This is a genomic window from Magnetococcus marinus MC-1, assembly GCF_000014865.1.
GTDB classification, from domain to species: domain Bacteria; phylum Pseudomonadota; class Magnetococcia; order Magnetococcales; family Magnetococcaceae; genus Magnetococcus; species Magnetococcus marinus.
On sequence record NC_008576.1, the window covers coordinates 3,476,343 to 3,502,915 of the forward strand.

The window sequence follows — 26,573 nt, forward strand, 5'->3', positions numbered from 1 at the left end:
TTAATGGGCTGAAGCCATGGCCTCGGTGATGGCTTCGTTGAAGTTCTTTTGAAAACGCGACTCAACCACACCCTTGACCGTATCCATGAATCCAAAGCGGGGCTTGATCTCAACTCGATCCACAAAGCGGTACATCATCTTCAGCTTACGCCCCTTACGACCACTACGACGCCACACAGCGTGGGTAGAGGGATCATCATGCAAGGGCGCGATAAAGTGATTGGGCTTCTTCAGCAGAGCACCAGGAAACTTCCCTGGTCGAGTCACTGACTTGGGGTCGGGACGGGCTCCCACAGGAACGCCCAGAGCATCCCCGGTTTGGGAGCGCTTGGCCCCACCGGTCTCCTGCAGGGCCATGAAAGGATCCAGCACCCGTACCGACGCTTGCAGATCATTCTTCTTCGCCGGTTTCACCCGGATGCCTTTGGCAACCCATCCGGTTCGGATGGTGAAGCGCTCTGGCAGACGGCGGCGCACTTCAGCCTGGGCATCCTGAGCCGTGCGGGTCAGCGCCAGGGCGGTGGCATATCTGACCTGCTTGGCAAGGTTGTCTGCGGCTTGCGCAACACGCCTTGTGTCGGCCTCGACACGGATCATTTGTGGCAGACCTCTTCCACCAGATCTACCCGCCCTTCAAGAGCTTTGATAGCTTGGTCACGCAGAGCAAAGTCACGGTGCGCATCAGTGGCCCGATAGCGTTCAAAGGACGCCTCGTCCACCCGCGCAGCCAGGGCATCCACCCGGCCACTGAGGATGGCGAGTTCAACACGCATCTGCTCGATCGTGCTCAACTGCCATGCCATCAGTGCAGCTACACCCATGGTCAACACAGTCTGGACATGCCGTTCCAGGCCACGACGGCGTTCAACCGTCACTTCTTGTGGGCTCACGAACGATCCCCTTTTTCCGCGATGAATACCGAAGCCAGAGCCGCCCCAGCTGCCAGCAACTCGGTTATGGCTCCCGTCTGCTCATGGCTTAGTCCAAACATGGCCAGAAGAACGGCCACGCCACTCCAGGACGAGGGCTCTTTCACACGACCAAGAACGGTTTTTACCAGCAGGGAAATGGGCATCTCTTCTACCTCCAAGACAGAATCTATTGCAAACCGGCAGATGCTTCGATATACATCTGAAGGCACTGTATTCGTTAATCAATCCAACAAACTGGATCAATCATGACTAAATCTGAACTCATTTTGGCAGTAGCTGAGCAAAACACTTTGCACAAGCAATCCGCAGTTATGGTCGTCGACATGGTTTTCAATGAACTTGGTAAGGCATTAGCCAAAGGGGAAAGAGTTGAGCTTCGAGGCTTTGGCGTATTTGAGCCAAGAGCCAGAAAGCCCCGCACTGCTAAAAACCCAAAGACAGGTGAAAAAGTGAATGTAGAGCCCAAAACAGCCGTGCACTTCAAGCCTGGGCTGGATATGCGCAAGCGCGTTGACTACTGAGGTCAGTACGACCAAATTGTTGGCCGAGGCTGACCAGGTGCTGCATCCAGGGTGTCCAGGTGGATGAAACGGGACTTGTGCTGGCCTCTCTGGCTAACCCCGATGCCGGTAAACCCATGGTGCATGGCCAACGCCATCAGGGTATGGGCATCTTCACCGGAGACCTGTACGTCTACAGCCCTGCCGGTGGTGTGAGGTCCATTGGATCCGGTTGTGGATACAGATGCGTTGTGGTTGGGGCAGCGGTATGCGCTGTTGACGATAATGGGTTTGCCATAGGCCATGCGGAGTTCTTCAAGCCGAGCCATGAAACGCTCGTCCATCACCGACCGGCCACAGCCACAATGGCATTGCAGTTCAGCATGGGAGAAATGTGGCCAATGCTGTTCAGACATGCTCTTCACCCCCTCCGAGCAGGATGCGTAACAGCACGCCCGTCATGGCCACGGCAAAAAGCCCGATGATCAGCGACCCAGCCACCGTAGCCACCATCAGCAGTGAAGTTCCCATCTCTACCCCCATAAACGGCTAAACCCACCGCCAGGTTGCCCCGGGGTGGGTTTCTCGTGTTTCGTGCGATGCGGGTCTTCTGCCCGACTATAGCGCTAATACTACCAAAATCTGCCGATCGTGTCTGGAACTAAAACGTCCGGACACGTTTTCCTTGGTTAAGCACAGCCACGACTTGGAAAATGGCTGACTTCCAATGTGCTGCAAGCGTTGATCTGGCGCGACCAAATCGCCGCATGAGCAATTTCCAAGGCACCCTTTCGGCACGGTACCAAACCAAGCGCCGATGATCCGGCTCAAGCCATTCCAACCACCCCATCACCTCATCAAGGCGGTCGATGGCAGATGGGGAAGGTGGTCCCAGCCTAGCCTCTGCCGTACCCCAGCCGTAGGCATCGTAAAATTCATGGATCACCTCCGGCCAAGCAGAACGAACCTCCTCAGGCTTGAGTCCCTTCACAGGCAACCGCTTCATCGTGAACGCTGCCTCTTCTAACCGTTTTGCTACAGCTGGAGCATCCCATTTCTGCTCACGCATGACACATCCCCTTGCGACGATTTTGGCCATAAAGCCGATCCCCCAGTTGCTTGACCAACTCCCGCTCTGGCCAGCTGAGGCGATTGTCATCGTGCGACACCACCAGGATGCCGTGGCGATTCCAACCATTTCGCTTCTGCTCATCCACATCAACTTGGCTGCCCTGAAACCGGGCCAAGGGGCTGCGGGGTTGGTTGGGTCCGCCGTTCATCGCGCGCCTCCCTGCCCTAGCACGCAGTGCAGCAGGGCAAGTGCGTCACTCTCGTTGTCATCGGCTGGATTGTGCCCCAGACGCTTCATGGCGTGAATCACCTGCTCCTTGCTGGCGTTGCCTTTACCGGCAGCTGATTTTTTGATGCTGCCCACGGGCACCCCCATGTAGGGCACCTCGTGGTGCTCTGCCCAGGCGGTGAGGTGGGCCAGGAACCCGCCATACACATGGGCTGCTGTCGTTCCGATATGCCTGCGTACTTCCTCAAACAGGATCTGTCCTACATCGCTGGTGAAGTGCATCTCATCCAGCCAGGCTTTGAACCTGACCCACTGCATACCACCCCCTTCAAACCGGCCCAGCTTGAACGACACCGTGCCGCTGGTGATGGTCCCATCTGGGTGGCGCAGTGCCCATCCCATCTGGGTACCAAGATCCAGGGCCAACACTGCCCTGTTTTCATCTGCGCCCCGATGGGGCAAACTCTGAGTAGCCATATCTTCCTCCGTTGGCTGATGTGGTCAGGACGGTGGTGCAGGTCTTGGCGGAGCTCACCACCGTCCGTCTGAAACAGACCCCTTTTTTTCGGGTACCGGGTTGTACATATCTGTTCATCATGGGGGTGGGTCTTGGGGACCACCCCATGTATGTATATACATAGGAATTCCTAGGAACGTTTTTCTTTATTAAAATCAACACGATAAATGTTCCTAGGAACGTTTCCGGAACGACTTTTCCCGGAACGTTTTTTATTTAAATAATTCATATACATAAATGTTCCGGATGGACATCCGGAACGATTCGTTCCTGGCCGTTCCGGATGTTTTCCCGGAACGTTTTTATGCACTGCAAAATCCACTATTCACCCCCCTGTATGCTGTGACTCTGGGAGCCCGCACCGACCTGAAATTGGCCGACGCCAACAGCAAATTCACCATCGGGAACATCCAGGTATTTTTTCAATTTGCTGTCCCCAGCAACGCAGAGAACAATTTTCCCCAGCTGTAGTAGCAGGTCAGTCATATGCACCAACCTGTCTCTTCCGACGCTGCGCAGATCATCTGGCAACTCTGAGCGCCGTTCGTAGAGCCCGTTGCCCCCTGTTTTGGTATATGGCTGCCCACCAGATGCAGCGTTTCCCACGGCTGTAACCAATAGATCCATCAGCTCAGGCTGCTTTGATCCCAGTCGCTCAAGATCCATCGTCCGGTCAGACAAGAGCCCACTGTTGGGATTACGGGCATAGATCCGTACCGTCTTGTCTGTAGGCCAGTTGCTCTTTACAACAGCGCCTCGGTAGACACTCTCTCTCTGAAAGCGCTGGCCAATCAGTTTACAAACCTTTTTGGCTTCAGAATCCTCAACCTCCCAGAGGGCATAGGACCACCGACCGCTATCGACAAGCGCCGTGGTGCCACGAATGGCCTCTCGCGCCTCTGCAGCAGTTCCGATGGTCTTACCACTGTTTTTCTTGAAATGGTGTGTTGCCAGTACGGTAGCACCGGTCTCGGCAGCGATACGTCCCAAACCAGAAAAGAAGAGCGCCCCAGCGGCGGGGTCACTGTTAACATCACCCCCTGCAAAGTTCTGCAGCGGATCAATGACCACCAGCCGGAGGTTGGGGATCTCCAAAAGCTCCTCCCTAATGTCATGAAACTCTTCCGACAGGATTGGTCCCTCACGACTCATGCTTATCAGCGGCAACGTACCGCCCGCATTGGGCATGGGCACAATAATCAGCCGTTTGGGATTGGGCCGTCCTGGTAACACCTCAAAGAGACGTCTATGCACCTCTGCGTGATCATCCTCTGCGGTTAGCATGACAGCGGTGCCGGTTGCAGGCACTATCGGACCACCAAGCGCTTCCAGCGGGATGGGGTTTCCACTTTCGGAAAGCGCCACTTTGGCAGCCAGATCCATTAACAGCATGCTTTTCCCTGCGCCACCAATGGCTGCAAACATACCGGGCACCCCCAGTGGCAGAACGCCTTCTATCAGCCATTCACGATGAGGGGGTGGCCCCTCATAGCGATCCAGCGTCCAATCCATCAATCGGATGCGACGTTTTCTACCTTTTGGCTCCTGTCGAAGTGCGTGGTGTATAAACGCACGCACATCCATCCCCTCAGCCACGGCATCAGCAGCATCCCATTTTTCAGATTTTCCCTCTGGCGGTGTGAGAATGGACACTTCCCGAACGCCCGCGTTTCTGGCTGCCTGTGATGCCAATTGGGCGTACTCCCATCCTGCCTTGTCTCGGTCGGGCCAGATGATTACCCGTTTACCCTGGAGAATGCTCCAATCAGCGCGGTTGATCTGCCCTTTGGAGCCTAGAGATGTGGTCGCCGGGATTCCCGCATCGATGAGCGCCTGGGCGCTCTTTTCCCCTTCGACCAGCACCACCTCAGCGGCTTGCATGATTCCAGGTAGGTTGTAGAGGGGCGTCACCGCTGGCGACTGCCACTTGCCGGTGCGCACATCCAGGGGCCGAAACTCCTTTCGGCGGCCCGGAGGATCGTAACGGTAGACACAGACCAGTAGTTGGCCATTGGTATCGAAATAGTCCCACTTACCGGTATGGGGCCCCAACTCATCCATGGGGGGTTCACGCCGTTGAGTGGGTTGCATCGATACAGGTGGTAATCTCACGGACTCTCCCAGCCAGCCGCGCACATCATCCATGACGTCACGGAACTGGGTGCGGGTGTCCATGCCTCGTGACCGGGCCCACAGGTCCAGGATGTCGCCACCCGAACCCGCAGCATGGTCATACCAGACCCCGGCCTTTTCTCCCGTCAGCTCAACCTTCATGCTCTCACCGGGGTTGCCCTCCACATCTCCGATGAAGAACTGCCCATGACGAACCTTCCCGGCAGGCAAAAGGTGATACAGCACCGACTCAATCTGGCTCTGCAAACGTGCTTTTATCTCCTCCTTTTCATGATGCTGTTCTGCAACAGAGGAAAACTCCTGCTGTCCACCCGCATCATTGAAATCGAGATATGGAGTCCAATTATTCATGCTGATAGACTCCAGCAGCGATCTGCCCAGCTACACATACGGCACTGGAAATGTGTCGACTCCCGGCTAATCCGGGGTAGTAGCTCATGGGCCTCTGTAGCTTTGATGATCCGCACCGCCCGGTCGGACATCCTTTGGGCCAGGGAAGCGTCAAATGGGACCAGTTCGTGATGGATTTCGGACGTATCCTTGTTGATGGCGGTGAACAGCGCCGGGTTGGCCGAGATGCCCCCTACCTGGGGCTCCATATATGCCTGATAGATGGCGACCTGGGCTGCGTATACCGGCTTGGAGAGGGCCACCCCGCGCTTTACGGTGTCATTCCAGGATTTATTGTTGAGGGACTTGCACTCCCATAGACAGGGGTAACCCATGCTGATGCTGTTTGGGCCAGATACGATGATCCCATCTACATGGCCCTGAATCCGACCGCCAGCAGCTTCGAAGCCGAACTGCTCGCCATTAGGGCGATTACCCTTGGTGGTGAAGAGCTCGAATCCAGCCATGCGCAGCCAGCGAATCGCCATATCCTCAAACAGGTGTCCAGCGGCGAAAATGCGCAGGAGCTGCCCATCAAAATCCTTCCCCGTATCCTTGGGAGCATGGGCGTACTCAAACTGCAGCGCCCGTTCACAAGCCACTCCTAAACGGGATGCGCCCAGGTAGGTGCGAGGCGTCTGTTGGCGGTTTTCCTCTTCCAGAGCGACATCGATCAGGTGATTGATGGAAGAGGCGAACTCTCCTCCATTGTGGTTATAATCCAACATGGTCATGCCCCTTTCATACCCTGGTGGCATTCACGGAGGATCTCTATGGGATAACTATTGACCGACCCCCAGCGCTCATCGGGGACCTGTCCCATACGAATGGCGAGGTTTCGACACATCTCAGATGCCTTTATGCCCAGTTGCTTGGCATAAGCGAGAGGTGCAGGGATACTCTCTTTGCGGCAATAGGCCAATGCGGTCATATACCCGGTATCGCCGTCCATGTCTGATTGGCGTTGGGCAATGGCATCCAACTGCTGTTGTTGGTTGTGCTGAAACTGGGCTAGTTGGTTTACCCTCTGTTCCTGTTCCCAGTTGGCCTTGGCCATCAGATAAAGCTGATGGGCCGTGGAGGTGGGTGCAGTTCGGAAGTAGCGATTGACCAGCTCTCTCTGAACCTTCCAGGCCAGATCGTCGGTGAAGGATTTCACCAACATGAGATAGCCAGACTCGGTCAAGAGGGTCAGCCCCCGTGTGGGGATCTCAATATCAAAGGAACGAAATTCGTCTTTTTTAGAGAAATCAACAAGGTAGAAGTCTTCTCTGTCTAGGAAGCGTTCTCGATTTGCGCCGAAGTTTCTGGACGCGGTCCCCACTGGGCGCTGGTGAATCTGATCTACCATAGCTAGGGTGATGACCCGCCTTCCTTGATACTCAACGATGGGAAACTCACTATTTCCGATGCTGATCATCGCGTTGTGGTTATGCGTGTTCATTAGGGCTCTCCTAAAACGGAATCTCATCCGGCTTGGCGCTGGCCATGTACTCCTGATAGGCAGTGATAATCACCTCCACCATCGTGAGCACTTCCTCTTTGCTGTACTCCGCCAAAGGGCGTTGCATACCAATGCTGGCCACATACTCCCCAAGAGAGGGGAGTGCGGCGGCCATGGCAGCTTTTTCCAGCTCAGTGGCATCCACCATGTTGTGAACCTCCAAAATCAGATCCTCTGGCACGGCCCTGACTTTGCGTAACAGCCAGATCAGAACGTGTGAGGAGTGACGTTTTAAATGACGCTGAAAGAGTGACCGCTCCTTACGGTTCAAGGCTGCCAGCCCAACCCGGCGGGTGCGCAACCCAGGCGGCAACTTGATCCATCCCCAATCCGGGTCGTGCCAAGTGCTCTTCCGGCGTGTCCATGCTGTGGCCATCACGCCACCTCCGCCAGCGCCTGCCGGTCAGCTTCAAAGATCAAACTGCGAATAGCAGCTTTATTGAAGCGGAAGGTCAGCAGCGCTGATGCGTGGTAACGGGTCAGCCCCATATCCATACGCATTGCCTGCGGCAGATATTGAAGCTGCTTATCCGTTGGGGGTTGGTTGAGCCAGGATTTGGTTTTATGTGCCGACTCATCGGTTTCGCTCTCATTGAGCCAGTCATCGGCTGCAGCAAGACAGATGGTACGTTCACCTATGGAGAGCAGCTTAGTCGGCTGGCCCTTGGCTCCACCCACAGCGTGCCAGTTGCCATTGAGGAAGAAGATCCCACCCCAGGCGTGGAAGCCGTTGGCCACCATGGCGGCGTCATCTCCGAACAGGTCAACCCAGCGGAAACTGGAGCGTTTGAGCAGGTCCACCTCGGACATGATGAAGTCGGTGATGGATTCCGGCCCTTCTCCAGTAACTTCCGATTCCCACACATACCCACAAAGAGAGCACTCCCTGACTGCCAAAGGCACGATGGCCTGGCACTCGGGGCACTCCTTGGTGGGAGCCGCTCCCAGGATCTCCTTTCCATCCAGGTTAACGTCCTGCTCCAAGGAGCCGTGGAGGATGGATGAAGTGCCGAAATCCAGAACAATACAGTCGGTCTTAACCAGCCCAGGAAACAGGGCAGGATCTACGGTGCGCAGCCCGCGTCCCACCATCTGGATCATGGTGGATTTGTACGAACTTGGCCGAAGTAGAACTACACAGGATGTAGGTGGATGATCGTAGCCCTCAGTCAACACAGCCACGTTGACCACTACCATGGCTGAGCCCTTTTCAAACCGAGCCAAGGCAGCTTTGCGCTCTCCTGTGGAGAGTTCTCCATGGACCATCACCGCTTCCACATCCGCATTGTTGAAAGCATCTGTAACGTTCTGGGCATGATCCACGGTGGAGCAGAAGACGATGGTCTTTCTGGTGCCCGCTTTCTCTTTCCAATGTTTGATGACAGCCTCGGTGACCGGGGCTTTGTTCATGATCTGGGACACCTCGGCCATATCAAAGTCGTCTGCTGTCTTCCGTACGCTTTTCAACGCATCCTGAGTGCCTACATCAACAACGAATGTACGGGGTTTAACCAGATGGCCAGACTGGATCAATTCGCCAAGCCGCACTTGGTCCGCGACATTGCTGAAGATGGGGCGTAGCGCCTTTTTATCACCACGATTGGGGGTGGCAGTTAGACCGTAAATGCAGCAATCCGGATTACGATCCAGAGCGGTATCAATGATGCGCCGGTAGCTGTTGGCGGCGGCGTGGTGCGCCTCGTCAATGACCAACAAGCCAAGCTCAGGCATGGCATCCAGATTCTTCTGCCGCGCAAGAGTGGGCACCATGGCAAAGGTGGCGCGACCGCGCCACGATTTGCCACGGGCATCTACCACAGAGGTAGAGAGCCCAGGATTAACCTTGGTGAACTTCATCACATTCTGTCGGGTTAGCTCATCCCGATGCGCAAGAACACATGCCTTCTCCCCAGAGTCGGATATCATGTTGCCCACTACAGCGGAGAGCATTACCGTCTTGCCTGCGCCGGTAGGAGCAACCCCCAGAGTGTTCCCATGTTCGTGGAGAGCGGCCACTGACCGCTCCACGAACTGTTTCTGCCTTGGTCGTAAACGCATGGTTTACCCCCTTACTGCGCCCAACTGGGCGTTTGGGTAGGGGGTGTGGAAGTAGCCTGCTGCTGTGGCTGTTGAGGTGCTTGTTGTTGAGCAGGTTGTTGCCACCCCTGGTTAGCTGGGGGTGCTGCTGGTGCTGGAGTACCACCACCACTGTAGCCCTGATACTCCTTTTGGTCCGGGGTGATGGCGAACTTGATGGTGTTCTTATCCGAATCGTCCCTCTGATCCTTTTCCACATCGATTTTGGCCAAGAACTCAAGCCCATCCAGGTCAGCCAGTCCATTAATGCGCCGGGCCTGTTGGGCTTGAGGGGTGTTGTCCTTATCCTTGAGGCCACGGGAAGAGTTGAGGATCGCGCGAATAAAAGAGCGCCCCATATTGCCCCATTCCGGGCCCTTCTGACTGAATAAGCCGATGTTACTCCACACCTTCCGTTTGGCGTATTTGCCCTCAGTGATGACATATTCTACCTTGAGGAAAACAGCCCCAGTGTCGGCATTACGCGTAGCATACCCACCTGTCCAACCCCGGTTGGGGTCATCATAACCGCCTGGCTTGATGGTCATGCGCACCGGCGCAATGGTCCCTTTGGGAATCAGGTCAAAACTTTGCTGACTCTCAGCGTTGTTGAAATCGTTCCAGTTGTTATCCATGATGGTCATGCTCCTGTGTTCATTGCCATGTCGACGGGGGCGCCGGTGGCGGGGGCGGCTTCGGTCACTTTCTCAGGGCGTTCGAAGCTAAGCCTTTCCGCTGCCGGTTTGCCGGGTTGATGTATTTTCTCCATGAGGCGACCCAGATGGGGCTCCTCCACCATGGTGAGGCGACCACTTCTGTCTTTAGCCGGGTATCCCCATGGATTGAGTGTCTGGCAGATGAAGGCTCGATAAGACGGACCCTCCTCGGGTTTGACCTCCACCATGCTGATCACCTGATCTACAATACCGGGCAGTTCCAGACCGGTTTTTGATCCTTCAATCTGCGGGGTGTAGTAACGCCGATTGAAGTCGTCGGTCTTCTCATCAAGGATGCCGACGAACCAGACGTTCTTGCCCCGGGTATGCTGGAGGTGGGTGATCCAGGCGATCATCTCCTGGCCGTGCAGCCCGTAAGCGCCCCGCAAATCTGGTTTTCCGGTTTTCTCCGAGAACGCCTGGGGCTGTCCCTTGCACCATTGGAAGCAGAGCCGCCCAGCCACGGTGATGCTGTCCACGAAAATGCTCTGGTACTTGGCCATGACCCCGGGGTCGCCATACTTCTGTAAAACAGCGTTGTAGTGCGCCTGACTGTAGTGCTGATCATCCCTCAGCGCAGGGTTGGGGCCGCCAATGAACACTGCAAAGTTGCGGCACTCGTCCCAGGTGCGTGGGCGGATGGTATCCCCGGGCCACCCCTCCACGGCCAGGTCTCCGGCCTCCAGGTCGAAGAACAGGGTGGAATTAGGGTCGACGGACCACAGCAGCGATGTCTTGCCGATGCCGCTGGGGCCCAGAATTACCCCCTTGATGCCCCGTTGCTCCGCCATGCGCTGGTCGGCGCTAATGATGGGGAGGCCGCTCATGCCGCGATCTCCTGCTCATCCTTCACCGACAGTTTGAAGGTGGGCTTGCCAGCCTTGACGGTGCGTGCCCCTTCAAAAGCACTCCGGATCTGGGAGGGCCAAGCCTTGAACTTGGATTCCGGCACTTTGTAGTCAACATCCATATACTCGTTGGGGTCTTCACCGGCTTTGCGGATCCGGTCGAACAGATCCGAGAGTCGCTTTTGATCCCAATGCGGGCGCTTTGGAAGCTCTGCCGTTACCTGCACATCGCCGTCGATAAAGCGCACCGTGCCAAAGTCCTTACCAGCCTCTTTGCGCAGAAGATCAGCTTTATCTGCGTAACGACGTGAGATGACGCCTTCTAGAAACTCCTTGGTCAACTTGGCCGACTCCACAGCTTTTGCCGCCTGTTGTTGCAGATTGGCCAACTGTTCAGGAGAGAGTTCTGCCAGTTCGCCTATGGGCATGCTGCGTAACTCACTCAAAGTGGGATTCATCTCTGTTTTCATGACTGTTTTCTCCTTCTTTTCTTCTTTGGGTTCGGGCTTCCACCGTGGAAGCACCATGTGCTGTAAAAAGTGAACTTCAACTCTGTTCAGCGCCTGTTCTGGATCGAGCTCCACCACCTCGCAGATGAACCTGAAACTGCCAGGATGCCTCGATCGACTTCTAAACCACCTGCACAGATGGATGACATCCTGTCGAAACAGCTGCTCATTCCAGTGCTTGGGGTTGTGCTCAACCTTCTTCAGAAGCCTCTTTGCGTCTCTAAGGGCCATGGCTAGTACGGCACGCCAGAGGTCAGTTTCACCTGACGGGATGGTTTGCTGATGGGTGATCGCGACAATGGTCATCATGCACTTGCGCCAAACGCCGAGCTGTGGCCTTGAACATTGACCGCACGGGACTGTATGAACTGCTCAACGTCCTGCAGGCGGTACATAATCTTGCGACCGATACGAACATATGAGAGAGGGTAGCGTTTGGAGACGCGCCAGTTGGAAAGTGTGGTCACCTCAATACCCAGCATCGAGGCAGCCTGTTTGGGTGAGATCAATTGAATGGGCTGGTTTTGGTTACAGGGTATGTACATTTGTATTCCTCCAGTGCTTGTTCATTGCTGTTGGAGAGAACCTTACACCACCTTTTCGTGAAAAGATAACGGACACTCGCGAGAGTCCGGTCTCTCACTTTTTTAGTGAGAGACCGCGAAATACACATACCTCTTCATATTGTTTTTATGCATATTTTTTAATACGCGCTTTCACAACTTCACGAAAAAGTTACAGTTCGCGGTCTCTCAAACGCCTTCTGAGAGACCGCAGAGAGGGTGAGAGACCGCGGACAAAAAACCACTTCTTTATATTTTCTAGTATTTACAAATTTGGACTATCTCAACTCGGCTGATTTTCGCGGACACACCCCAAAAATCTGAGAGACCGCGACAGGCACAAGACGCAAAAAAGCTCCTGGCAGTCTACCAGGAGCTTTCAATACAGCATCTTAGATCCTCTATACGCGCTTCAGATAGCAACCCCCTCAGGGGCAACATCGCTTAGCCAGCGCCTCAGTGTTCGATCCGAGTAACCGACCCCCTCACACGCCACGGCCTTCACACCATCATTTCGGTAGATCTCATGGGAAGGTTTCTGCGGGTTTTCACGCCAAATGTAGGCCGCCAAGGCACGGATGCGTTCTCTATGACGCGTTGATTGCCCATGCCGCCCAGAAAACGGATCCTTTGCCTCCTGAGGATGGCTTGGTAAAGAGGGCTCATCATTCACTTCCTGGGGAATGCCTTCTGATACCTGTTCCTGCATGTAAACCGCCTCAAAACGATGCACTGCAACACCAGAAAGCTTTATATCATCTCTGTTAACAGGAAAAGGGGTGTCTACCTCACACTCCATCCCTGGCACAGAGAAGTGCTTAATCCTGCGTGAATAACCATCATCTGTATCTGGCAGATAGGTCACTCCAGCCTCTCCATAGGACCAAATGATACCAATATCTCTGGGCAATAGAGGCAGCAAGCCAGATACAAAGCGTGTTTCTATGGGATATGAAAATCGTTCACCATTGGCACCCTCTTCCGAATCCATGATGTCCACATGGCAATAGGGCACCCAAAATGACAGTTCAAGGATCCCTTCCATACCATAAGAAAGCAGATCGTTTTCCGAACAGTCCCATCTTTCTACCACTTCCTTGATGGTATAATACTGTTTGGGAGGCAGAGCCATCCAGACCACCCGTCCTTTCTAATTTGTTTATTTTCCAATCGTACAGCAGATGGCCTTCAAGCTATCACCATCGATAAATAGTTGTCAAATACGTTTCACTTTGACTCATCCTCAAAACTCTGGCACACTGCTGCTCATGGATACCTTAGGACACAGACTGAAAGATGCTCGGCTCGCGTTAGGCCTGTCCCAGAAAAAACTGGCGGATAAGGCAGGCGTGAGCCAGGGCCTCATTCATAAACTTGAGACCGGCTTCTATGAAGGCACCGGCCAGATTGTGCCTATTGCCGGGGCTCTTGATGTGCGCCCTGAGTGGCTTCACAGCGGCGAGCAACCCCGTCGTTGGGGCAACCCCCAATATAAAGATCTCAGGGAAAACAGTAGCCACTCAAGCGCAGATGGCAGCGCGCCCTCAGGACACACCACATCCGAGGGGTATGCCCTCATCCCGATCTACTCCGTGCATGCCAGTGCAGGACTGGGCGAAGAGGTGATTCAGGAAGATGTACTGGACCACCTGGCGTTCCAAACCTCCTGGTTAAGCCAGAAGGGGCTTGATCCCTGTAAGCTGGGTGTTATCCAAACCCAAGGAGATAGCATGTACCCCACCTTTGATGATGGGGATGTGCTTCTACTGGATATGGGACAGCGTGAGGTGGTAGATGGCAAGGTATTCGTCCTACGCTCTGAAGAGTATCTGTACGTCAAACGCCTTCAAATCCTACCAGGACGCATTCTGATCGTTAGTGACAACCCCAAATACCAATCCGTCCAGGTTACCCGTGAAGAGCGGGAACTTTGGAAGATTGTCGGCAGAGTCGTTTGGGTCGGGCGGGAAATCTGATTTTAAGAAACCTCATTCCACTTTGTTTCACCTCCACAACATCCCTTCTCATTCACCTCTCGCAGGTGTTTGTTTTCCGTTTTATTCCCGTGATAGCCTCAGCTTACGAACTCAATACTGGGGTATTCATATATGCGTACAGATTGCCACACATCTCACCCTGATAATTCGCTTCTATATGTTGCGGAGCTGCTGGCTGCTGGCATCATCCGACACTATCAAGCAACCCGAGCAGACATCAGAAACAGAGAGCGTTTTAGACTGGATAAGCAGGGCCAACAGAGCGTTCATGAAGAGAACAAAAACTCTGGGAAAGCAGGAGGCTGTTCATGAATGTATTGGCTGAAATCGTAGCCTTGCCCAAAAAGCCCACCAAAGAGCTCAATGCCATGTGGCGGAGCTACTTTAATACGGATCCTCCCCAGGCTGGCAAATCCTACCTGGTTCGCCGGTTGGCCTATCGGATCCAGGAGCTTGCGTATGGAAGCATTCCAGAAGCGACCAACCAATTGCTTGATACCCTGGCATCTGCGACGGCAGAACAAGCCACAAAAAACAGGTCTGACACCACTTCGCTCACTCCAGGCACGCGCCTTATACGGGAGTGGAAGGGCATGGAACATTTCGTCACGGTTCTAGACAGGGGGTTTGAGTATCAGGGGCGCAAATACCGCAGCCTTTCAGCCGTAGCCAAGGCCATTACCGGCACACACTGGAGTGGACCTGCCTTTTTCGGGATCAATGGAGGTAAATAACAATGACGGCAAAACATCAAAAAATACGCTGCGCCATCTATACTCGCAAATCTACGGAAGAGGGGCTAGATAAGGATTTTAATACGATGGAGAACCAGCGTGAATCCTGTTCCTCCTATATAACCAGCCAGAAAGCTGAGGGCTGGATTGAGCTTGCGGATGCCTATGACGACCCTGGTTTCAGCGGCGGAACGATGAAGCGCCCTGCCCTGACTCGCCTGCTACAAGACATTGAAAACGGCAAAGTGGACTGTATTTGCGTGTACAAAATTGATAGGCTTTCCCGCTCCCTGGTCGACTTCACCAAGATGATCGACCTATTCGACAAACACGGGGTCACCTTCATCAGCATCACCCAGTCCTTCAATACCACCACCTCTATGGGTAGACTGACCCTAAATATCCTCTTGAGCTTTGCGCAGTTTGAGCGTGAGATCGCGGCAGAGCGCATCCAGGATAAGTTTGCAGCCTCAAGGCGCAAGGGCATGTGGATGGGGGGACACCCTATTCTCGGATATGATATCCAAAACCGCGCTCTGGTGATCAACCAACAGGAGGCCGACCAGGTCCGCTTCATCTTCCAACGCTACAGTGAATGCGGCTCCCCTACCATTACTCTCAAGGGTATGGCGGATAAGGGCATCACCAACAAGACCTGGACCAACGGGTCTGGCAAGCTTCGGATTGGGACTCCCTTTAACAAGAGCACCCTCAACCGACTCCTGAAAAACCGGGTTTACATCGGTGAAGTCGTTCACAAAGGCAACATTTATCCGGGGCAGCATGAGGCCATCATTAGTCAGGAGCTCTGGAACAAGGTCCAGCAGACCATCAAGTTGAACAACCGGCCCAACAGCATTATCCCAAAAGGGCAAACACCTTTCCCACTCCGGGGTCTGGTACACTGCAAACACTGCGGCATGGCCATGACGCCAACCCAGACCAAGAAAAACGGCCAGGTTCAATATCGCTACTACAGTTGCAGCGGTGCTCGAAAAGGGGTCACTGAAAACTGCCCATTGCCCAACGTACCCGCTGGCGATATCGAGCGCTTGGTGCTTGCACAGGTTCAAAACTTGGTCAACAGCCCGGAGGTACTGGCCAAGACCATCTCCATGGTCAAAGCCCAGGAGCCTGCCATTCCAGAGCATGAGATCATCGGACTTCTGGCCTCCCTCTCTCCTGTGTGGGATGAGCTCTTTCCCCTGGAACAGAACCGATTGCTTAAGCTCTTGGTCAAGTCCATCGACCTCTCAGAACAGGGGGCCGATCTGTTTCTTAACGTCGAGGGCATTCACACTCTCGTTCATGAATTGGAGGCCGCATAATGGATATGACTTTATCACAGGATGGAACCACCCTGCACATTCATATCCCCATGCGGTTGCGCCGCCACGGCGGAAGAAAAATGATCGTCACCTCCGACGGAGAGCATATCGCGCCTTCCCCTGCCCCGCTGCCTAGTGCACAGCTGGATGACCCGTTGGTGAGGGCACTGATCAAAGCGCGGCGCTGGCAGAAACAGTTGGAAGAGGGCGAGATTGGGACCATCAAAGAGTTGGCCGAAAAGGAAGGGGTCGACAGCTCCTTGCTCTCTCGGACCCTTCGACTCAACGCTCTGGCTCCGGATATCGTGAATGCCATAATGACAGGAACAGCACCGAATCAGGTCAGTCTTGAATCCCTGCGTCAGACCATACCCCACGCTTGGGAGGAGCAGAGGATTCTGTTCGGTATGCATACGTAAAAATATCCCTTTTACGAAAAAACTTTACCGCACGCTCTGTTGCCTACTGTTGACCCTCTTCCTCGATTGTTTCAACATAGTTCCCTCATAACGATCATAAAGAATCGGAGGGAGCTATGCAGACCAATCCAGCCATGATGGACAATGCCTTAGATGCCATCAACCAGCAGATCACATCCGACCAATTTCCTGAAGCCCGCAGCGCTTTGGCCCGACTCATCCGGTCAGGGTTTGAGGTTATTGAGGCTCGACGTTTGATGGCGCAAATCTTCATGCATGAGCTCTTCATGGTGAAGAATCACCGGCAGCCTTTTGATCGGCGGCGGTATGGAGCCATGCTCATGCAGTTGCCCAAACTGCCCATTAATGCGTCTTGCAGTGAGAATAAATAAATATGGCCTCTACAGGAAAAAGCAGAATCGGCTCTTACACTTCGCCTGTTGATATTCTTCTATCCCTCGGTGAATGCCATTATCCACCCTGGAGTGACCGGAATCCATCAAAGTGGATTAATTATAGTAAGCATGGCTTGTCACAAGAACACATCTCCGAGCTTACAAGACTGGCCACCGATGAAGGCATATTATCCAGCGATCTAGACGATGCTACATCATGGGCACCTATTCATGCTTGGCGTGCTTTAGGACAATTGAAGGCTGTTGTATCCGTAAACACACTTTTTGAAAACTTCCTTGTTTGGCAGGATTTCGACTGGATCGTCAACGAGGCAAGCGATGTATTCAAAATGATGGGTCCCGATGTAATTAACATCCTTATCCCTCTTCTTCAGGATAGAAACAGATCAAGCGATCTACGTCAGCATGTCTCTGAGCACATTGCCAATGTGGCAAAAGAGCTCTCATCGGAAAGAGAAAAGGCCATCCATGCTATCGCAGAGACTCTTACTAAGTATGAAGTCAATTCCAAGCAATTCAATGGCTTTTTGATCTCAGCTCTTCTTGATCTTCAGGCCATAGAAGCTATTGAATTAATTCGCGAGGTCTACATTAAAAAACGTACCATTCTTGCGCTTCCCGGAGACCTGGAAGATGCAGAGATATCGCTTGGTTTGAGGGAAAAGCGCTCTACGCCCAAACCACATTATGGAAAGTTGGGCATCAAAGAGATGGAAGAGGAAGTGGGTCCTCGTAAGCCCTACCCGTATCCATTGGGATCCACCACGTTTAATCGAGGTTCTGCTAACGTTGGCCGTAACGATCCTTGCCCCTGTGGTAGCGGCAAGAAATTCAAGAAGTGTTGTTTAAACTGAAGGTTAAGCTTTGTTTAATTTGTTTTCCGCGCGACTTGTTTACGGTTGATAGCGAAAGGAATGTGAACCCTCAATGAAGGTCGGATTTCATATCTCTTTATATTTATGAGCATTCTCCCCGACCTTCAACGGAGGTCGGATTTTAAAAAGTCCTTGGCGACAGAGACAGAGAGAGGAAAAGACCGGGAAAAGAGATGGATGGCACCCTACCCCGACCTGCACTACGGGGCTTGGCAATTTGGACAGGTTGCTAAGCTTTGGTATTGTTGTTGAATTTGGGTACAAAAAAAGCCACTCTTGCGAGTGGCTTATAGAGAGAAATCTATAACGATTTCTTATGGTTGACCAAACGCCACCCTTTAGCAAACCTTCTCCGCCTATTTTTTTAGGCATTTTTGTTTCGCAAGAGGGTCACACGCGCTACCCAAGAACTCTAGCAAAAACAAGTCACATCGCATTGATATTTATCAATAAAACAGAAAAAACATCCTCCATCTCAACCTCTAATAGTTTGCTTTAAAGGTCCGCTCGCCCGATCACATAAATTCACGAACCCTGACCCTACTTGAATACGGCTTCCAGCGTCTCCGCATCAAAAATTTGCTCACCCCAGGTCTCCAGTTCATCAATTGTAGCATTCGCTACTTTTAACTCCGCCCAACTAGGTACTTCTCCAAATCGGCGATGAAGCTGTCTCAGAAGAAGTGAAGATTCACCCTCTTGACGGCCCTCTTGACGGCCCTCTTGACGACCCTTAGACATCATCTCACGCGCAAACTGCGATGCATAGTGCTCCGCTTCTCCTGGAAAAGCCTCTTCCGCATATGCCTGTACATCTGCCATTGTCATTCCCCTGTACGTCTGAATCAGATATCTCAACACCAGCTTGGCAAACTCGGGATCCCCTTGTGTACCCTTCCCTATCTGCGGAATGACAACCACACCATCCGCACTATGAAACGCATACTTCATCGCCATCAGAGCAGCTCGCAAATGAGTATCCTGAGACAGGTCATCATCCTCGATGCGCCCTAAATCCGTCACCGCAAAGCTGAAATCAAGCAGATGGTGTAACAAACCCTTATCTGCTTCAAGCAATGCTGAAAACTGGTTTGGGACCGTCCACTCACGAGCCCCATGATAAACCACCAGAGGCACAATCGGAGGTAGCTTCTGCTGCCCTTCTTTCAGAAAACGCTCCCAAATCCTGACCATATAGCGCAAAAGTTGAAAGGCAACCCATTCGTCTGCACAGCTCTTGTGCTCAATCAGCGCGTAAATATATGCCGCCTTCCCCTCTTGAGTCTTAACCTTGAAAAGCCGGTCCGTTAAATGCTCCCGAAACTCACCATCAATGAAGGTCCCATCCACCAAGACAGGCGGCTCAGATGACAGCAACTCTGCTACTTCCTTTGGCAAACGCTCCCGAAGCAAAGTTCCGGTTTTATCTGGATCACTCAACAATGCCTTCAGAAACCGATCGTGCGGCTGGGTAATCTTCGTCATACAGTGGTCATTCCATTCAAGGCATTTTCCCAAGGGTATAACATGCTCGGCACACTAACAGAACTCATCCACTACATCACGGGGTTATTCAAGTCTCGTGCAGACCTGAAACTGGAAATCCTCGCCCTGCGCCACCAGATTAATGTCTTACAACGCCAACGCCCCAAGCGCCCTACCCTACGCCATATGGACAGGATCTTTTGGGTTTGGCTATCTCAGATCTGGCCTAGGTGGAAACACGCGTTCGTGATTATAAAACCAGCCACCGTCATCAAATGGCACAAGCAAGGCTTCAAGCTCTATTGGAAACGGAAGTCGCGACCAATACGCCCTGGCCGTCCTCGCGTCCCGCAGGAAGTGCGGGACCTAATTCGGCAAATGTCGCGGGAAAATCCACTCTGGGGAGCACCACGCATACATGGTGAGTTACTGAAATTGGGCTACGATATAGGAGAGACATCAGTCTCAAAGTACATGCTCAAACCTAACAAGCCCCCTTCACAGACCTGGAGGACCTTCCTTGATAACCACGTAAATCAGATCGTGGCCATGGACTTCTTCACCATACCGACTATCTTTTTCAAGGTGCTGCACGTCCTCATTCTGATCGACCACGATCGCCGCCGGATTATCCATTTCAATGTTACGATCAATCCAACGTCAGCTTGGGTGGTTCAACAAATCCGCGAAGCGTTTCCCTGGGATTCAGCCCCGCGTTTCCTGCTGCATGATCGCGATCCACTCTTCATGGCCAGTCAGCACTCTCTCAGAGCCATAGGGATCGAAACGCTGACCACAGCCCCAGGATCGCCTTGGCAAAATGCCATCGCAGAACGGATGATCGGTAGTTGTCGCAGAGAGTACTTTGACCACATCATCGTGCTCAACGAAGAACACCTGCGACAGCGGCTTGGGGAGTATGTGGATTATTACCACCAGCGGACCCATCTGGGTTTGGCCAAAGATTCCCCGATACACCGTGCAGTCCAGCCAAAAGAGTCTGGCAACATCATTGCGCTCCCAGTTCTCGGTGGTCTACACCACCGGTACGAGCGCGTTGCTGCCTGACATCTGTCAGCTATCGGTTTCTGATTTTCAAAGAGCGCATTGACCTGGCGTTCCAACCCTCTGTGCCTAAAATCCAAATTCTGGCAGAATCCAAACACACCAAGCCCTTCATCACTTGTAGATTCTTCCAGATTCCACTCCATCAGACCAGAAAAATCGCTATGCCGCTGCCAGAATCAGTGCCAATTGTGGTGCGGACGACATTTTCGAGAGGCACAGGCCGGATCAGGACAACCCCGCGCACCTCCAGTCTCCACAATCGTCAAACCGCGTGGCTCAGACCGTCATCATCCGAGGGGCGGTGAGATATGCGGGCTAGCCGGTCACTTCACGCACAACCACTTGCTGGCCTCGTGCTTGCAAACAACGGTATCGCGGCCGTTCAGGCTATTAAAGATCACAACCTCGTAGCCAACTCGGTCTTTGGCTACCGTGGCTCTCGAGAGGGGATAGCCCGAAAGCTTCATCTTCGTCAGGCCCTGGCCCCAGGCTTCTAGGATGATGCTTTTATGGTCACGTCCGGCGAATGCACTTGTTGCGACCAGGCACAGTGATGCTGCCACGATGATGGCGGTGGTTGTTTTGCGCACAATGATCTCCCTTAATCTGGAACATCCCAAGTGCCACATGGCACGGCTTTAATTCTGCCAAATTGACAAGCCATTGTCCATGACGCATTCCCATTTTCCGGGTCAGCGGTTGAATTGAACTAGATAGTGTCGTCACAAGATTGCGCCCCAGATGGCAATACACCTGATTTGTACCGCCGCCAGGAATGAATCTACGTTCTTGGCGTATCTGGTGGCGATGCCTCGCCATCTTTTCAAATGCAAAAATGCATTCTCTACCAAGTGACGGATTTTATAGAGATCCACATCATACACTCGTGGAGTTTTCCTGTTTTTGCGCGGCGGGATCACTGGCTTCATTCCCTGTTCGCAAGCTTGCTCAACTATAGCGTCGCTGTCATAACCCCTGTCAGCCAGCAAGCACTCTGCTTCAAAACCCGATATCAAGGCTTGAGCTTGTGAGCAATCAGCTCGGGTACCCTTCGTGATAATCGCTCTGACCGGCATACCATGCGCATCCACGGCCAAATGTATCTTACTGTTGAGCCCCCTTTTGTGCGACTCATCTCTTGATTGCCGCCTTTGGCCCCAGCTGCATGCGGATGCACCTTGCAGTGAGATGCATCGATCATCAACCACTCGTAATCAGGGTCTTCAATCATCTGGTCAAGCAGCTTCTCCCAGATCCCTTTGTCGCGCCACCGGCAGAAACGGCGTTGAGTGTTGTTCCAATCGCCATAATCTGGTGGAAGATCGCGCCATGGCGCACCTGTACGCAAAATCCAAAACACCTGGAGGGTTCTAGGCCCGAAACGAACCGTCTCTGGAGAATTTTCGCCCACAGCAGAGAAAGTTCGACCCCTGATTTTGGTTGACAAAAATGATCGAACAATACATTTCCTCATTTAAAAACAGACTCTAACGATTCACCATCAAAAACTCTATCGGTCCATACTTCAATCTGCTCCACACCAGAATTCTGGATTTTCTCTTCCACCCAAGCAGGAAGCTCACCGAAACACCGGTGTAATTGGCGCAGAAGCAGTGCTGCTTCCCCCTCTTGACGACCCTCTTGACGACCCTTCGACATCATCTCACGGGCAAACAGGGAAGCATACTCCTCCGCTTCTCCTGGAAAAGCCTCTTCTGCATAGGCCTGTACATCTGCCATCGTCATTCCCCTATACGTCTGAATCAGATATCTCAACACCAACTTGGCAAAATCAGGATCCCCTTGGGTCCCCTTCCCTATCTGTGGAAACACAACCACACCTTCGGCACCCTGAAATGCATACTTCATTGCCATCAAGGCGGCACGCAAACGTGTGTCTTCAGATAAGGCATCATCTTCGACCCGGCCTAAATCCGTCACCGCGAAACTGAAATCAAGCAGATGAGGCAGCAAGCTTTCATCTGCTTCAATCAATGCAGAAAAATGGTTGGGAACCTTCCACTCACGCGCCCCATGGTACACCACCAGCGGCACAATCGGAGGCAGCTTCTGCATTTTCTTTTGAATCAAACGTTCCCAAATCCTGACCATATAACGCAGCAATTGAAATGCAACCCACTCGTCGTTATAGCTCTTATGCTCAACTAACGTGTAGATGTACGCTGCTTTTCCTTCCCGGCTCTTCACCCTGAAAAGACGGTCTGTTAAATGTTCCCGAAATTCGCCATCAATGAATGACCCATCCACTAACTCAGGTGGCTCTGATGACAACAACTCCGTCACTTCTTTTGGCAACTGCTCCCGAAGCAAAGTTCCAGCCTTGTCTGGATCACTCAATAGTGCTTTCAGAAACCGATCATGCGGCTGAGTTATCTTGGTCATACGGGAACAATTCCGTTCAGGGCTTTATTTCAAGGAGCTATGCATGCTCAGCACACTAACAGAACTCATCCACATCATCACGGGATTGTTCAAATCTCAGGTGGCGCTTCAGATAGAAATCCTGGCTTTGCGCCACCAACTCAACGTCCTACAGAGAAAACACCCAAAGCGTGTCAAATTGAAACCATGGGACCGCATCTTCTGGATCTGGCTGTCTCGAATCTGGCCGGGCTGGAAAGACGCGCTGGTGATCATCAAGCCGGACACAGTGATCAAGTGGCACAAGAAAGGTTTCAAGCTGTACTGGCGGTATCTGTCCAAAAGGAGACAGCCCGGCAGACCAAAGGTCCCAGCGATGATACGAAAACTGATCAGACAAATGAGCCGCGAAAATCCACTCTGGGGAGCACCACGCATGCACGGCGAGTTACTGAAATGGGGTATGATGTCGGGGAAACATCGGTCTCAAAGTACATGGTTAAACCCGACAATCCTCCGTCACAGAGCTGGAGAACCTTTCTTGATAACCACGCGAATCAGATCATTGCCATGGACTTTTTCACCGTACCGACCATCTTTTTCAAGGTGCTGCACATCCTGATTTTAATTGACGACGATCGTAGACGCATCATTCACTTCAACGTAACTACATCCAACATCAGCTTGGGGCATTCAACAAATCCGCGAAGCGTTTCCCTGGGATCCAGTTCCGCGCTTTCTTCTGCACGATCGCGACCCGCTCTTCATGGCCAGTCAGCACTCACTCAAATCAATGGGAATCAAAACTGTGGTCACTGCCCCAGGATCCCCCAGGCAAAATGCCATAGCAGAACGGATGATTGGCAGTTGCCGCAGAGAGTGTTTTGATCACATCATCGTGCTCAATGAAGAGCATCTGCGACAAAAGCTTGGTGAGTATGTGGATTATTACCACCAGCGGACCCATTTGGGTTTGGCCAAAGATTCCCCGGTTCACCGTCCGATTCAGCACAAAGAGTCAGGCGACGTTATCGTATTCCCAGTTCTCGGCGGTCTGCACCATCGGTACAAGCGCGCCGCTGCCTGACATCTGTCAGCTATCGGTTTCTGATTTTCAAAGAGCGTATTGACTTGACGTTCCGATCCACTGTGCATGAAATCCAAGACTCAGCAGGATCAAGGCATTTTCAAGCACCTTATACCCTCTCGATTCTCCCAGGTTTTGTTCCAACAGACCAGAAAAATCGCTCCGTCGATGCATCAACCAAGGCCAATTTGGGTGCAGATAACATTTACGAGAGGGACAGCAGGCTGGTGGACATGGCCAAGGCTCCCTTTGGTTGACCTGAAAAACCTTATAGAGCCTCATGTCCATGCCTCTGCCCCCCCAGGCACCCAAAAACCGCAAGAGCCTAAAAAACCAGAAACTAACGCCTACGGCGTCCTCAGCAGTCGGAAGCCCAGGAAGTTGCTGCGGTCGCCCGGGTCGTAGTTGTTGCGATTGGCGCAACGCAGGTCCCCGGCGCCGTGGAGCCAAGAACCGCCGCGACCCACGCGGTAGGAGCCGCTTCCCTCATATATCGGACTCTTGGGAGCATGCTTGTCATAGGCATGCTCGTCGTACACATCCTGCACCCATTCCCACACGTTCCCGCTCATGTCATAGAGGCCCAAACCGTTGGGCGCCTTGCCACCCACAGGGTGATATTCTTCATCATGCCAGGCCACCTTGTCCAAATCCTCACTTCCTGAATACAACCGGTCCTTGCCCCCACTCCGGCACGCATACTCCCATTCCGCCTCCGTAGGTAGCCGGTATTTGCCGCCTCCACGAGCGTTCAGCTTCCGGATGAATTCCTGTACATCATTCCAGGATACGTTCTCCACTGGATGATCATCCCCCTTGAGGGTTGACGGATCGCTCCCCATCACCGCCCGCCACTGCGCCTGGGTCACCTCGTACTTGCCCAACCAGAAACCGTCCAACGTCACGCGATGCACAGGTATCTCGTTTTGATAACCCCCTGTGTCGCCCATCTCGTATGAACCGCCGGACACCCACACGAATTCCATCCCGGTTTGGAAGTCTTCACCTACCCATTTCTGTTCAGCGTTATAGCCTTCAGCTAATTCCGCCTCGCGCTTCGCTTCCTTTTCCCGCTTCTTGCGATCCCGTTCCAACCGATCCTGTTCCGCTTGCAACCGGGCACGCTCCACTGCTGGGCGTGCCTCTATCTCCTTCAACTCTCGCTTCACTCGCAGGGCATCCTCCAAACGATCTCGCTCCGCTTCCTGCTGTGCAGCCTCCGCCGCCTCCTGCGCTTCCTTCTCCTTTAACTCTCGCTCCGTTCGGGCAATTTCAGTCATTGATGAGGTTTCCCCATCTGCTTCAGCCACTGATGGTTCAGAGATTTTCTCCAACTCACCAATTCTTGCCTCATAATGAGGGACAAGACATCCCACGAGAATCCGTTTCAATCGGGAGTCGCCTAAATCTTCTGTTAACACCGGACATGCCTTATTTCTGGTCTTAATCCACTCCCTCTGTCCATCTCTAACCTTATCAGGAGTATCTGAAGATTTTCTTGCTATCAAGTATGCGTCACCCAGTCTCCCATCATACTCAAAGAGTTTCGTGTCCGAACATATCAATTTTTCAATTGGCGCCCTTGCTTCGGAGCAATCGAAACTTGCGGCTTCTGATGCCTGAACCCCCATCATCCCAGCCGCCAGGACCATTGATATTACTACTGGTGTATTTATCATTCTGTCCATAGTGATTACTCTCCTGAATCGGTGACTTCTTTTGGGGCATGGCTTTGTTGCATGAATCGGAGAGGAAGAGGTATTTCCCCCTTTCCCCAATATTTTACTCGGTGACCGGATAGCTATCCGGCATGCCCAAAGCGGTCATTATATTCAGAGTCCGACAGCGGGCCATAGCCTCGCCCTTCTGATTCTCGAACAGGCGGCCATCAACGCGCCGCCGAAGATCCCCTTGATCCGGGCCACGGCGGTCTCTGCCAAGCTTCGTCTGTGATAGCCGCTCTCCCTTTTCCACTGAGTTCGCCCGACCTGTCTAATCCGACGCAACGCCTCATCGCGTGGAAGCGGCGGTGCATGGCGGTTGCCGTGCTGCTTTATTTTGGCGTTGCGTTGCGGTGGAATCGCCGCTCGCGCTCCCCTCGCGGCGATGGCCTCATAGCATCTCCACGTATCGTAGCCGCCATCGCCTGAAACCTGGACCAGATCATCCGCACACTGATCCAACAGGTCAGGCAACATCTCGCTATCGCCCTTATCGTTGGCGGTCAACGTCGCCGCCACCAGTTCACCGCTGGCTTCGTTCACGCCAAGATGCAGCTTGCGCCAGGTCCGCCGCTTCGACCAGCCGTGCTGGCGCACCTTCCATTCCCCTTCACCGAACACCTTCAGCCCTGTGGAATCAACCACCATGTGCAGCGGCTTCCGCTTACCCTGGCGCGGCAACGGAACATTCAGGCCCTTCTGCCGGCGGCAGAATGTGCTGTAATCCGGCGTCAGCAAGGGCAGCCCCAGCATATCAATCACGGAGCCAACCAACCCTTGCAGCGCCCGTAGCGGAAGCTTGAACAATACCCGCAGCGTCAAGCCGCACAGGATGGCGGTATCCGTGTAGACCGAAACCCCACCGCGCTTCTTGGGCGGCTCCTTTACATGCCACCCAGCGATCGCCTCTTCATCAAACCACAGAGTCAGCCGACCTCGTTTCACCAGCGCGTCGTGATAGGCTGACCAGTTCCGCACCCGATAGCGACGCTTACCGCTCCCATGCCCCTTCATCATGCCCGCTCCCTGGCCGATGTTTTTGGCATCAGGATATCACAATCCGTTCAAACGGT

Annotated in this window: 33 protein-coding genes and 3 pseudogenes; 10 read left to right on the forward strand and 26 right to left on the reverse strand. The window is 53.2% G+C overall.

Translation table 11 applies throughout. The annotated features are described in order from the left end of the window. From MMC1_RS14105 to MMC1_RS14115, 3 genes are read right to left on the reverse strand one after another with little or no spacing between them, the layout of a single operon-like run. Complete coding sequence (locus MMC1_RS14105; RefSeq protein WP_011714335.1) at window positions 1-597, reverse strand: hypothetical protein; 597 nt, start codon at window positions 595-597, stop codon at window positions 1-3. Further along, window positions 594-890, reverse strand: a complete 297-nt coding sequence (locus MMC1_RS14110) for a hypothetical protein (protein ID WP_011714336.1) — start codon at window positions 888-890, stop codon at window positions 594-596. The genes MMC1_RS14105 and MMC1_RS14110 overlap by 4 nt, the downstream gene beginning before the upstream one ends. Continuing rightward, entirely contained in the window at window positions 887-1,075 is a 189-nt protein-coding gene (locus MMC1_RS14115) for a hypothetical protein (RefSeq protein ID WP_011712911.1), read from the reverse strand. Before MMC1_RS14115 ends, MMC1_RS14110 begins: the two co-directional genes overlap by 4 nt. A 102-nt stretch (window positions 1,076-1,177) precedes the next feature. On the opposite strand from MMC1_RS14115, the gene MMC1_RS14120 reads away from it, so the two are divergent. Next, a complete protein-coding gene (locus MMC1_RS14120; RefSeq protein ID WP_011714337.1) occupies window positions 1,178-1,453 on the forward strand; it encodes an HU family DNA-binding protein in 276 nt (91 codons plus the stop codon). A gap of 2 nt (window positions 1,454-1,455) precedes the next feature. Here MMC1_RS14120 and MMC1_RS14125 read toward each other — a convergent pair whose 3' ends face one another. The 15 genes from MMC1_RS14125 to MMC1_RS14190 all read right to left on the reverse strand — a co-directional run bounded on the left by MMC1_RS14125 (window position 1,456) and on the right by MMC1_RS14190 (window position 13,120). After that, complete coding sequence (locus MMC1_RS14125; RefSeq protein WP_011714338.1) at window positions 1,456-1,848, reverse strand: D-Ala-D-Ala carboxypeptidase family metallohydrolase; 393 nt, start codon at window positions 1,846-1,848, stop codon at window positions 1,456-1,458. Beyond that, window positions 1,841-1,963, reverse strand: a complete 123-nt coding sequence (locus MMC1_RS22395) for a hypothetical protein (protein ID WP_265101276.1) — start codon at window positions 1,961-1,963, stop codon at window positions 1,841-1,843. Before MMC1_RS22395 ends, MMC1_RS14125 begins: the two co-directional genes overlap by 8 nt. A 130-nt stretch (window positions 1,964-2,093) precedes the next feature. Then, entirely contained in the window at window positions 2,094-2,501 is a 408-nt protein-coding gene (locus MMC1_RS14130) for a DUF6362 family protein (protein WP_011714339.1), read from the reverse strand. Continuing rightward, the gene (locus MMC1_RS14135) at window positions 2,494-2,712 is read right to left on the reverse strand and encodes a hypothetical protein (RefSeq protein WP_011714340.1); all 219 of its coding nucleotides are present in this window, start codon (window positions 2,710-2,712) and stop codon (window positions 2,494-2,496) included. Before MMC1_RS14135 ends, MMC1_RS14130 begins: the two co-directional genes overlap by 8 nt. Then, window positions 2,709-3,209 (reverse strand): crossover junction endodeoxyribonuclease RuvC, encoded by a 501-nt coding sequence (locus tag MMC1_RS14140; RefSeq protein WP_011714341.1) that lies wholly within the window; start codon window positions 3,207-3,209, stop codon window positions 2,709-2,711. The genes MMC1_RS14135 and MMC1_RS14140 overlap by 4 nt, the downstream gene beginning before the upstream one ends. Before the next feature lie 361 nt (window positions 3,210-3,570). Next, the gene (locus MMC1_RS14145) at window positions 3,571-5,733 is read right to left on the reverse strand and encodes an AAA family ATPase (RefSeq protein WP_011714342.1); all 2,163 of its coding nucleotides are present in this window, start codon (window positions 5,731-5,733) and stop codon (window positions 3,571-3,573) included. Beyond that, window positions 5,730-6,506 (reverse strand): PD-(D/E)XK nuclease family protein, encoded by a 777-nt coding sequence (locus tag MMC1_RS14150; protein ID WP_011714343.1) that lies wholly within the window; start codon window positions 6,504-6,506, stop codon window positions 5,730-5,732. Before MMC1_RS14150 ends, MMC1_RS14145 begins: the two co-directional genes overlap by 4 nt. Next, on the reverse strand, window positions 6,503-7,216 hold the full coding sequence (locus MMC1_RS14155) for an ORF6N domain-containing protein (protein ID WP_011714344.1): 714 nt from the start codon (window positions 7,214-7,216) through the stop codon (window positions 6,503-6,505). Before MMC1_RS14155 ends, MMC1_RS14150 begins: the two co-directional genes overlap by 4 nt. Window positions 7,217-7,226: 10 nt before the next feature. After that, the gene (locus tag MMC1_RS14160; protein WP_011714345.1) at window positions 7,227-7,652 is read right to left on the reverse strand and encodes a DUF6511 domain-containing protein; all 426 of its coding nucleotides are present in this window, start codon (window positions 7,650-7,652) and stop codon (window positions 7,227-7,229) included. Next, the gene (locus MMC1_RS14165; protein ID WP_011714346.1) at window positions 7,652-9,334 is read right to left on the reverse strand and encodes a DEAD/DEAH box helicase; all 1,683 of its coding nucleotides are present in this window, start codon (window positions 9,332-9,334) and stop codon (window positions 7,652-7,654) included. Before MMC1_RS14165 ends, MMC1_RS14160 begins: the two co-directional genes overlap by 1 nt. Window positions 9,335-9,345: 11 nt before the next feature. After that, window positions 9,346-9,987 (reverse strand): hypothetical protein, encoded by a 642-nt coding sequence (locus MMC1_RS14170; RefSeq protein ID WP_011714347.1) that lies wholly within the window; start codon window positions 9,985-9,987, stop codon window positions 9,346-9,348. Between the two features lie 5 nt (window positions 9,988-9,992). After that, entirely contained in the window at window positions 9,993-10,895 is a 903-nt protein-coding gene (locus tag MMC1_RS14175; protein WP_011714348.1) for an ATP-binding protein, read from the reverse strand. Next, window positions 10,892-11,386 (reverse strand): hypothetical protein, encoded by a 495-nt coding sequence (locus MMC1_RS22225; protein ID WP_041642810.1) that lies wholly within the window; start codon window positions 11,384-11,386, stop codon window positions 10,892-10,894. Before MMC1_RS22225 ends, MMC1_RS14175 begins: the two co-directional genes overlap by 4 nt. Window positions 11,387-11,730: 344 nt before the next feature. Beyond that, a complete protein-coding gene (locus tag MMC1_RS20360) occupies window positions 11,731-11,970 on the reverse strand; it encodes a helix-turn-helix domain-containing protein (RefSeq protein WP_049757693.1) in 240 nt (79 codons plus the stop codon). A gap of 430 nt (window positions 11,971-12,400) precedes the next feature. Further along, complete coding sequence (locus MMC1_RS14190; RefSeq protein WP_011714350.1) at window positions 12,401-13,120, reverse strand: hypothetical protein; 720 nt, start codon at window positions 13,118-13,120, stop codon at window positions 12,401-12,403. A gap of 136 nt (window positions 13,121-13,256) precedes the next feature. On the opposite strand from MMC1_RS14190, the gene MMC1_RS20365 reads away from it, so the two are divergent. The 6 genes from MMC1_RS20365 to MMC1_RS22230 all read left to right on the forward strand — a co-directional run bounded on the left by MMC1_RS20365 (window position 13,257) and on the right by MMC1_RS22230 (window position 17,736). Then, on the forward strand, window positions 13,257-13,964 hold the full coding sequence (locus MMC1_RS20365; protein ID WP_049757694.1) for an XRE family transcriptional regulator: 708 nt from the start codon (window positions 13,257-13,259) through the stop codon (window positions 13,962-13,964). Window positions 13,965-14,293: 329 nt separating this feature from the next. Beyond that, window positions 14,294-14,719: a DUF2924 domain-containing protein gene (locus tag MMC1_RS14205; protein ID WP_011714352.1), complete on the forward strand. Its 426-nt coding sequence runs from the start codon at window positions 14,294-14,296 to the stop codon at window positions 14,717-14,719. A gap of 2 nt (window positions 14,720-14,721) precedes the next feature. Next, window positions 14,722-16,047 (forward strand): recombinase family protein, encoded by a 1,326-nt coding sequence (locus tag MMC1_RS14210; RefSeq protein ID WP_011714353.1) that lies wholly within the window; start codon window positions 14,722-14,724, stop codon window positions 16,045-16,047. Beyond that, window positions 16,047-16,466, forward strand: a complete 420-nt coding sequence (locus tag MMC1_RS14215; RefSeq protein WP_011714354.1) for a hypothetical protein — start codon at window positions 16,047-16,049, stop codon at window positions 16,464-16,466. The genes MMC1_RS14210 and MMC1_RS14215 overlap by 1 nt, the downstream gene beginning before the upstream one ends. A 116-nt stretch (window positions 16,467-16,582) precedes the next feature. Next, window positions 16,583-16,858 (forward strand): hypothetical protein, encoded by a 276-nt coding sequence (locus MMC1_RS14220; protein ID WP_011714355.1) that lies wholly within the window; start codon window positions 16,583-16,585, stop codon window positions 16,856-16,858. Between the two features lie 2 nt (window positions 16,859-16,860). Continuing rightward, window positions 16,861-17,736 carry an SEC-C metal-binding domain-containing protein gene (locus MMC1_RS22230; protein WP_011714356.1) on the forward strand — a complete coding sequence of 292 codons (876 nt, stop codon included), beginning with the start codon at window positions 16,861-16,863 and terminating at the stop codon, window positions 17,734-17,736. A gap of 561 nt (window positions 17,737-18,297) precedes the next feature. On the opposite strand, the gene MMC1_RS14230 is transcribed toward MMC1_RS22230, so the two are convergent. Then, window positions 18,298-19,242 carry an Rpn family recombination-promoting nuclease/putative transposase gene (locus MMC1_RS14230; RefSeq protein WP_011714357.1) on the reverse strand — a complete coding sequence of 315 codons (945 nt, stop codon included), beginning with the start codon at window positions 19,240-19,242 and terminating at the stop codon, window positions 18,298-18,300. 42 nt (window positions 19,243-19,284) lie between these two features. On the opposite strand from MMC1_RS14230, the gene MMC1_RS14235 reads away from it, so the two are divergent. Further along, entirely contained in the window at window positions 19,285-20,310 is a 1,026-nt protein-coding gene (locus tag MMC1_RS14235) for an integrase core domain-containing protein (RefSeq protein ID WP_011714358.1), read from the forward strand. A 323-nt stretch (window positions 20,311-20,633) separates the two neighbouring features. On the opposite strand, the gene MMC1_RS14240 is transcribed toward MMC1_RS14235, so the two are convergent. The 4 genes and pseudogenes from MMC1_RS14240 to MMC1_RS20370 all read right to left on the reverse strand — a co-directional run bounded on the left by MMC1_RS14240 (window position 20,634) and on the right by MMC1_RS20370 (window position 22,713). Continuing rightward, window positions 20,634-20,900, reverse strand: coding sequence for a hypothetical protein (locus MMC1_RS14240; protein ID WP_041641261.1), 267 nt, complete (start codon window positions 20,898-20,900; stop codon window positions 20,634-20,636). A 132-nt stretch (window positions 20,901-21,032) separates the two neighbouring features. Beyond that, window positions 21,033-21,518: an IS5 family transposase gene (locus MMC1_RS21330; RefSeq protein WP_227665247.1), complete on the reverse strand. Its 486-nt coding sequence runs from the start codon at window positions 21,516-21,518 to the stop codon at window positions 21,033-21,035. Between the two features lie 89 nt (window positions 21,519-21,607). Beyond that, window positions 21,608-21,784 (reverse strand): annotated as a pseudogene (locus MMC1_RS22235) (hypothetical protein); the annotation flags it as partial. Continuing rightward, entirely contained in the window at window positions 21,781-22,713 is a 933-nt protein-coding gene (locus MMC1_RS20370; protein WP_011714360.1) for an Rpn family recombination-promoting nuclease/putative transposase, read from the reverse strand. The gene MMC1_RS20370 and the pseudogene MMC1_RS22235, both read right to left, overlap by 4 nt. Window positions 22,714-22,752: 39 nt before the next feature. Between MMC1_RS20370 and MMC1_RS21725 the strand changes: the two genes are divergently transcribed. Both MMC1_RS21725 and MMC1_RS22240 read left to right on the forward strand, forming a co-directional pair. Next, window positions 22,753-23,580: a hypothetical protein gene (locus MMC1_RS21725; RefSeq protein WP_227665344.1), complete on the forward strand. Its 828-nt coding sequence runs from the start codon at window positions 22,753-22,755 to the stop codon at window positions 23,578-23,580. After that, on the forward strand, window positions 23,549-23,779 hold the full coding sequence (locus tag MMC1_RS22240; protein ID WP_265101277.1) for an integrase: 231 nt from the start codon (window positions 23,549-23,551) through the stop codon (window positions 23,777-23,779). The genes MMC1_RS21725 and MMC1_RS22240 overlap by 32 nt, the downstream gene beginning before the upstream one ends. A gap of 347 nt (window positions 23,780-24,126) precedes the next feature. Here the strand turns inward: MMC1_RS22240 and MMC1_RS20380 are convergent, their stop codons facing one another. The 3 genes and pseudogenes from MMC1_RS20380 to MMC1_RS14275 all read right to left on the reverse strand — a co-directional run bounded on the left by MMC1_RS20380 (window position 24,127) and on the right by MMC1_RS14275 (window position 26,514). After that, entirely contained in the window at window positions 24,127-25,059 is a 933-nt protein-coding gene (locus MMC1_RS20380) for an SUMF1/EgtB/PvdO family nonheme iron enzyme (protein WP_227665329.1), read from the reverse strand. 63 nt (window positions 25,060-25,122) lie between these two features. Then, window positions 25,123-25,467, reverse strand: a pseudogene (locus MMC1_RS22555) (lysozyme inhibitor LprI family protein); the annotation flags it as partial. Between the two features lie 94 nt (window positions 25,468-25,561). After that, window positions 25,562-26,514: pseudogene (locus tag MMC1_RS14275) on the reverse strand (IS5 family transposase). Between the last annotated feature and the right edge of the window lie 59 nt (window positions 26,515-26,573).

Excerpts from the sequence above, each read along its gene's own strand:
- MMC1_RS14105 (WP_011714335.1), bottom strand. The coding sequence starts at position 597 with ATGATCCGTGTCGAGGCCGACACAAGGCGTGTTGCGCAAGCCGCAGAC.
- MMC1_RS14230 (WP_011714357.1), bottom strand. The coding sequence starts at position 19,242 with ATGACGAAGATTACCCAGCCGCACGATCGGTTTCTGAAGGCATTGTTG.
- MMC1_RS14170 (WP_011714347.1), bottom strand. The coding sequence starts at position 9,987 with ATGGATAACAACTGGAACGATTTCAACAACGCTGAGAGTCAGCAAAGT.
- MMC1_RS14210 (WP_011714353.1), top strand. The coding sequence starts at position 14,722 with ATGACGGCAAAACATCAAAAAATACGCTGCGCCATCTATACTCGCAAA.
- MMC1_RS14130 (WP_011714339.1), bottom strand. The coding sequence starts at position 2,501 with ATGCGTGAGCAGAAATGGGATGCTCCAGCTGTAGCAAAACGGTTAGAA.
- MMC1_RS14150 (WP_011714343.1), bottom strand. The coding sequence starts at position 6,506 with ATGACCATGTTGGATTATAACCACAATGGAGGAGAGTTCGCCTCTTCC.
- MMC1_RS14140 (WP_011714341.1), bottom strand. The coding sequence starts at position 3,209 with ATGGCTACTCAGAGTTTGCCCCATCGGGGCGCAGATGAAAACAGGGCA.
- MMC1_RS22230 (WP_011714356.1), top strand. The coding sequence starts at position 16,861 with ATGGCCTCTACAGGAAAAAGCAGAATCGGCTCTTACACTTCGCCTGTT.
- MMC1_RS20370 (WP_011714360.1), bottom strand. The coding sequence starts at position 22,713 with ATGACCAAGATAACTCAGCCGCATGATCGGTTTCTGAAAGCACTATTG.
- MMC1_RS14155 (WP_011714344.1), bottom strand. The coding sequence starts at position 7,216 with ATGAACACGCATAACCACAACGCGATGATCAGCATCGGAAATAGTGAG.
- MMC1_RS22225 (WP_041642810.1), bottom strand. The coding sequence starts at position 11,386 with ATGAAAACAGAGATGAATCCCACTTTGAGTGAGTTACGCAGCATGCCC.
- MMC1_RS20365 (WP_049757694.1), top strand. The coding sequence starts at position 13,257 with ATGGATACCTTAGGACACAGACTGAAAGATGCTCGGCTCGCGTTAGGC.
- MMC1_RS14165 (WP_011714346.1), bottom strand. The coding sequence starts at position 9,334 with ATGCGTTTACGACCAAGGCAGAAACAGTTCGTGGAGCGGTCAGTGGCC.
- MMC1_RS20360 (WP_049757693.1), bottom strand. The coding sequence starts at position 11,970 with ATGTACATACCCTGTAACCAAAACCAGCCCATTCAATTGATCTCACCC.
- MMC1_RS22240 (WP_265101277.1), top strand. The coding sequence starts at position 23,549 with ATGATTGGCAGTTGCCGCAGAGAGTGTTTTGATCACATCATCGTGCTC.
- MMC1_RS14215 (WP_011714354.1), top strand. The coding sequence starts at position 16,047 with ATGGATATGACTTTATCACAGGATGGAACCACCCTGCACATTCATATC.
- MMC1_RS14115 (WP_011712911.1), bottom strand. The coding sequence starts at position 1,075 with ATGCCCATTTCCCTGCTGGTAAAAACCGTTCTTGGTCGTGTGAAAGAG.
- MMC1_RS22395 (WP_265101276.1), bottom strand. The coding sequence starts at position 1,963 with ATGGGAACTTCACTGCTGATGGTGGCTACGGTGGCTGGGTCGCTGATC.
- MMC1_RS14175 (WP_011714348.1), bottom strand. The coding sequence starts at position 10,895 with ATGAGCGGCCTCCCCATCATTAGCGCCGACCAGCGCATGGCGGAGCAA.
- MMC1_RS14205 (WP_011714352.1), top strand. The coding sequence starts at position 14,294 with ATGAATGTATTGGCTGAAATCGTAGCCTTGCCCAAAAAGCCCACCAAA.
- MMC1_RS14235 (WP_011714358.1), top strand. The coding sequence starts at position 19,285 with ATGCTCGGCACACTAACAGAACTCATCCACTACATCACGGGGTTATTC.
- MMC1_RS14160 (WP_011714345.1), bottom strand. The coding sequence starts at position 7,652 with ATGGCCACAGCATGGACACGCCGGAAGAGCACTTGGCACGACCCGGAT.
- MMC1_RS14125 (WP_011714338.1), bottom strand. The coding sequence starts at position 1,848 with ATGTCTGAACAGCATTGGCCACATTTCTCCCATGCTGAACTGCAATGC.
- MMC1_RS14120 (WP_011714337.1), top strand. The coding sequence starts at position 1,178 with ATGACTAAATCTGAACTCATTTTGGCAGTAGCTGAGCAAAACACTTTG.
- MMC1_RS14135 (WP_011714340.1), bottom strand. The coding sequence starts at position 2,712 with ATGAACGGCGGACCCAACCAACCCCGCAGCCCCTTGGCCCGGTTTCAG.
- MMC1_RS20380 (WP_227665329.1), bottom strand. The coding sequence starts at position 25,059 with ATGACTGAAATTGCCCGAACGGAGCGAGAGTTAAAGGAGAAGGAAGCG.
- MMC1_RS14220 (WP_011714355.1), top strand. The coding sequence starts at position 16,583 with ATGCAGACCAATCCAGCCATGATGGACAATGCCTTAGATGCCATCAAC.
- MMC1_RS21725 (WP_227665344.1), top strand. The coding sequence starts at position 22,753 with ATGCATGCTCAGCACACTAACAGAACTCATCCACATCATCACGGGATT.
- MMC1_RS14190 (WP_011714350.1), bottom strand. The coding sequence starts at position 13,120 with ATGGCTCTGCCTCCCAAACAGTATTATACCATCAAGGAAGTGGTAGAA.
- MMC1_RS14145 (WP_011714342.1), bottom strand. The coding sequence starts at position 5,733 with ATGAATAATTGGACTCCATATCTCGATTTCAATGATGCGGGTGGACAG.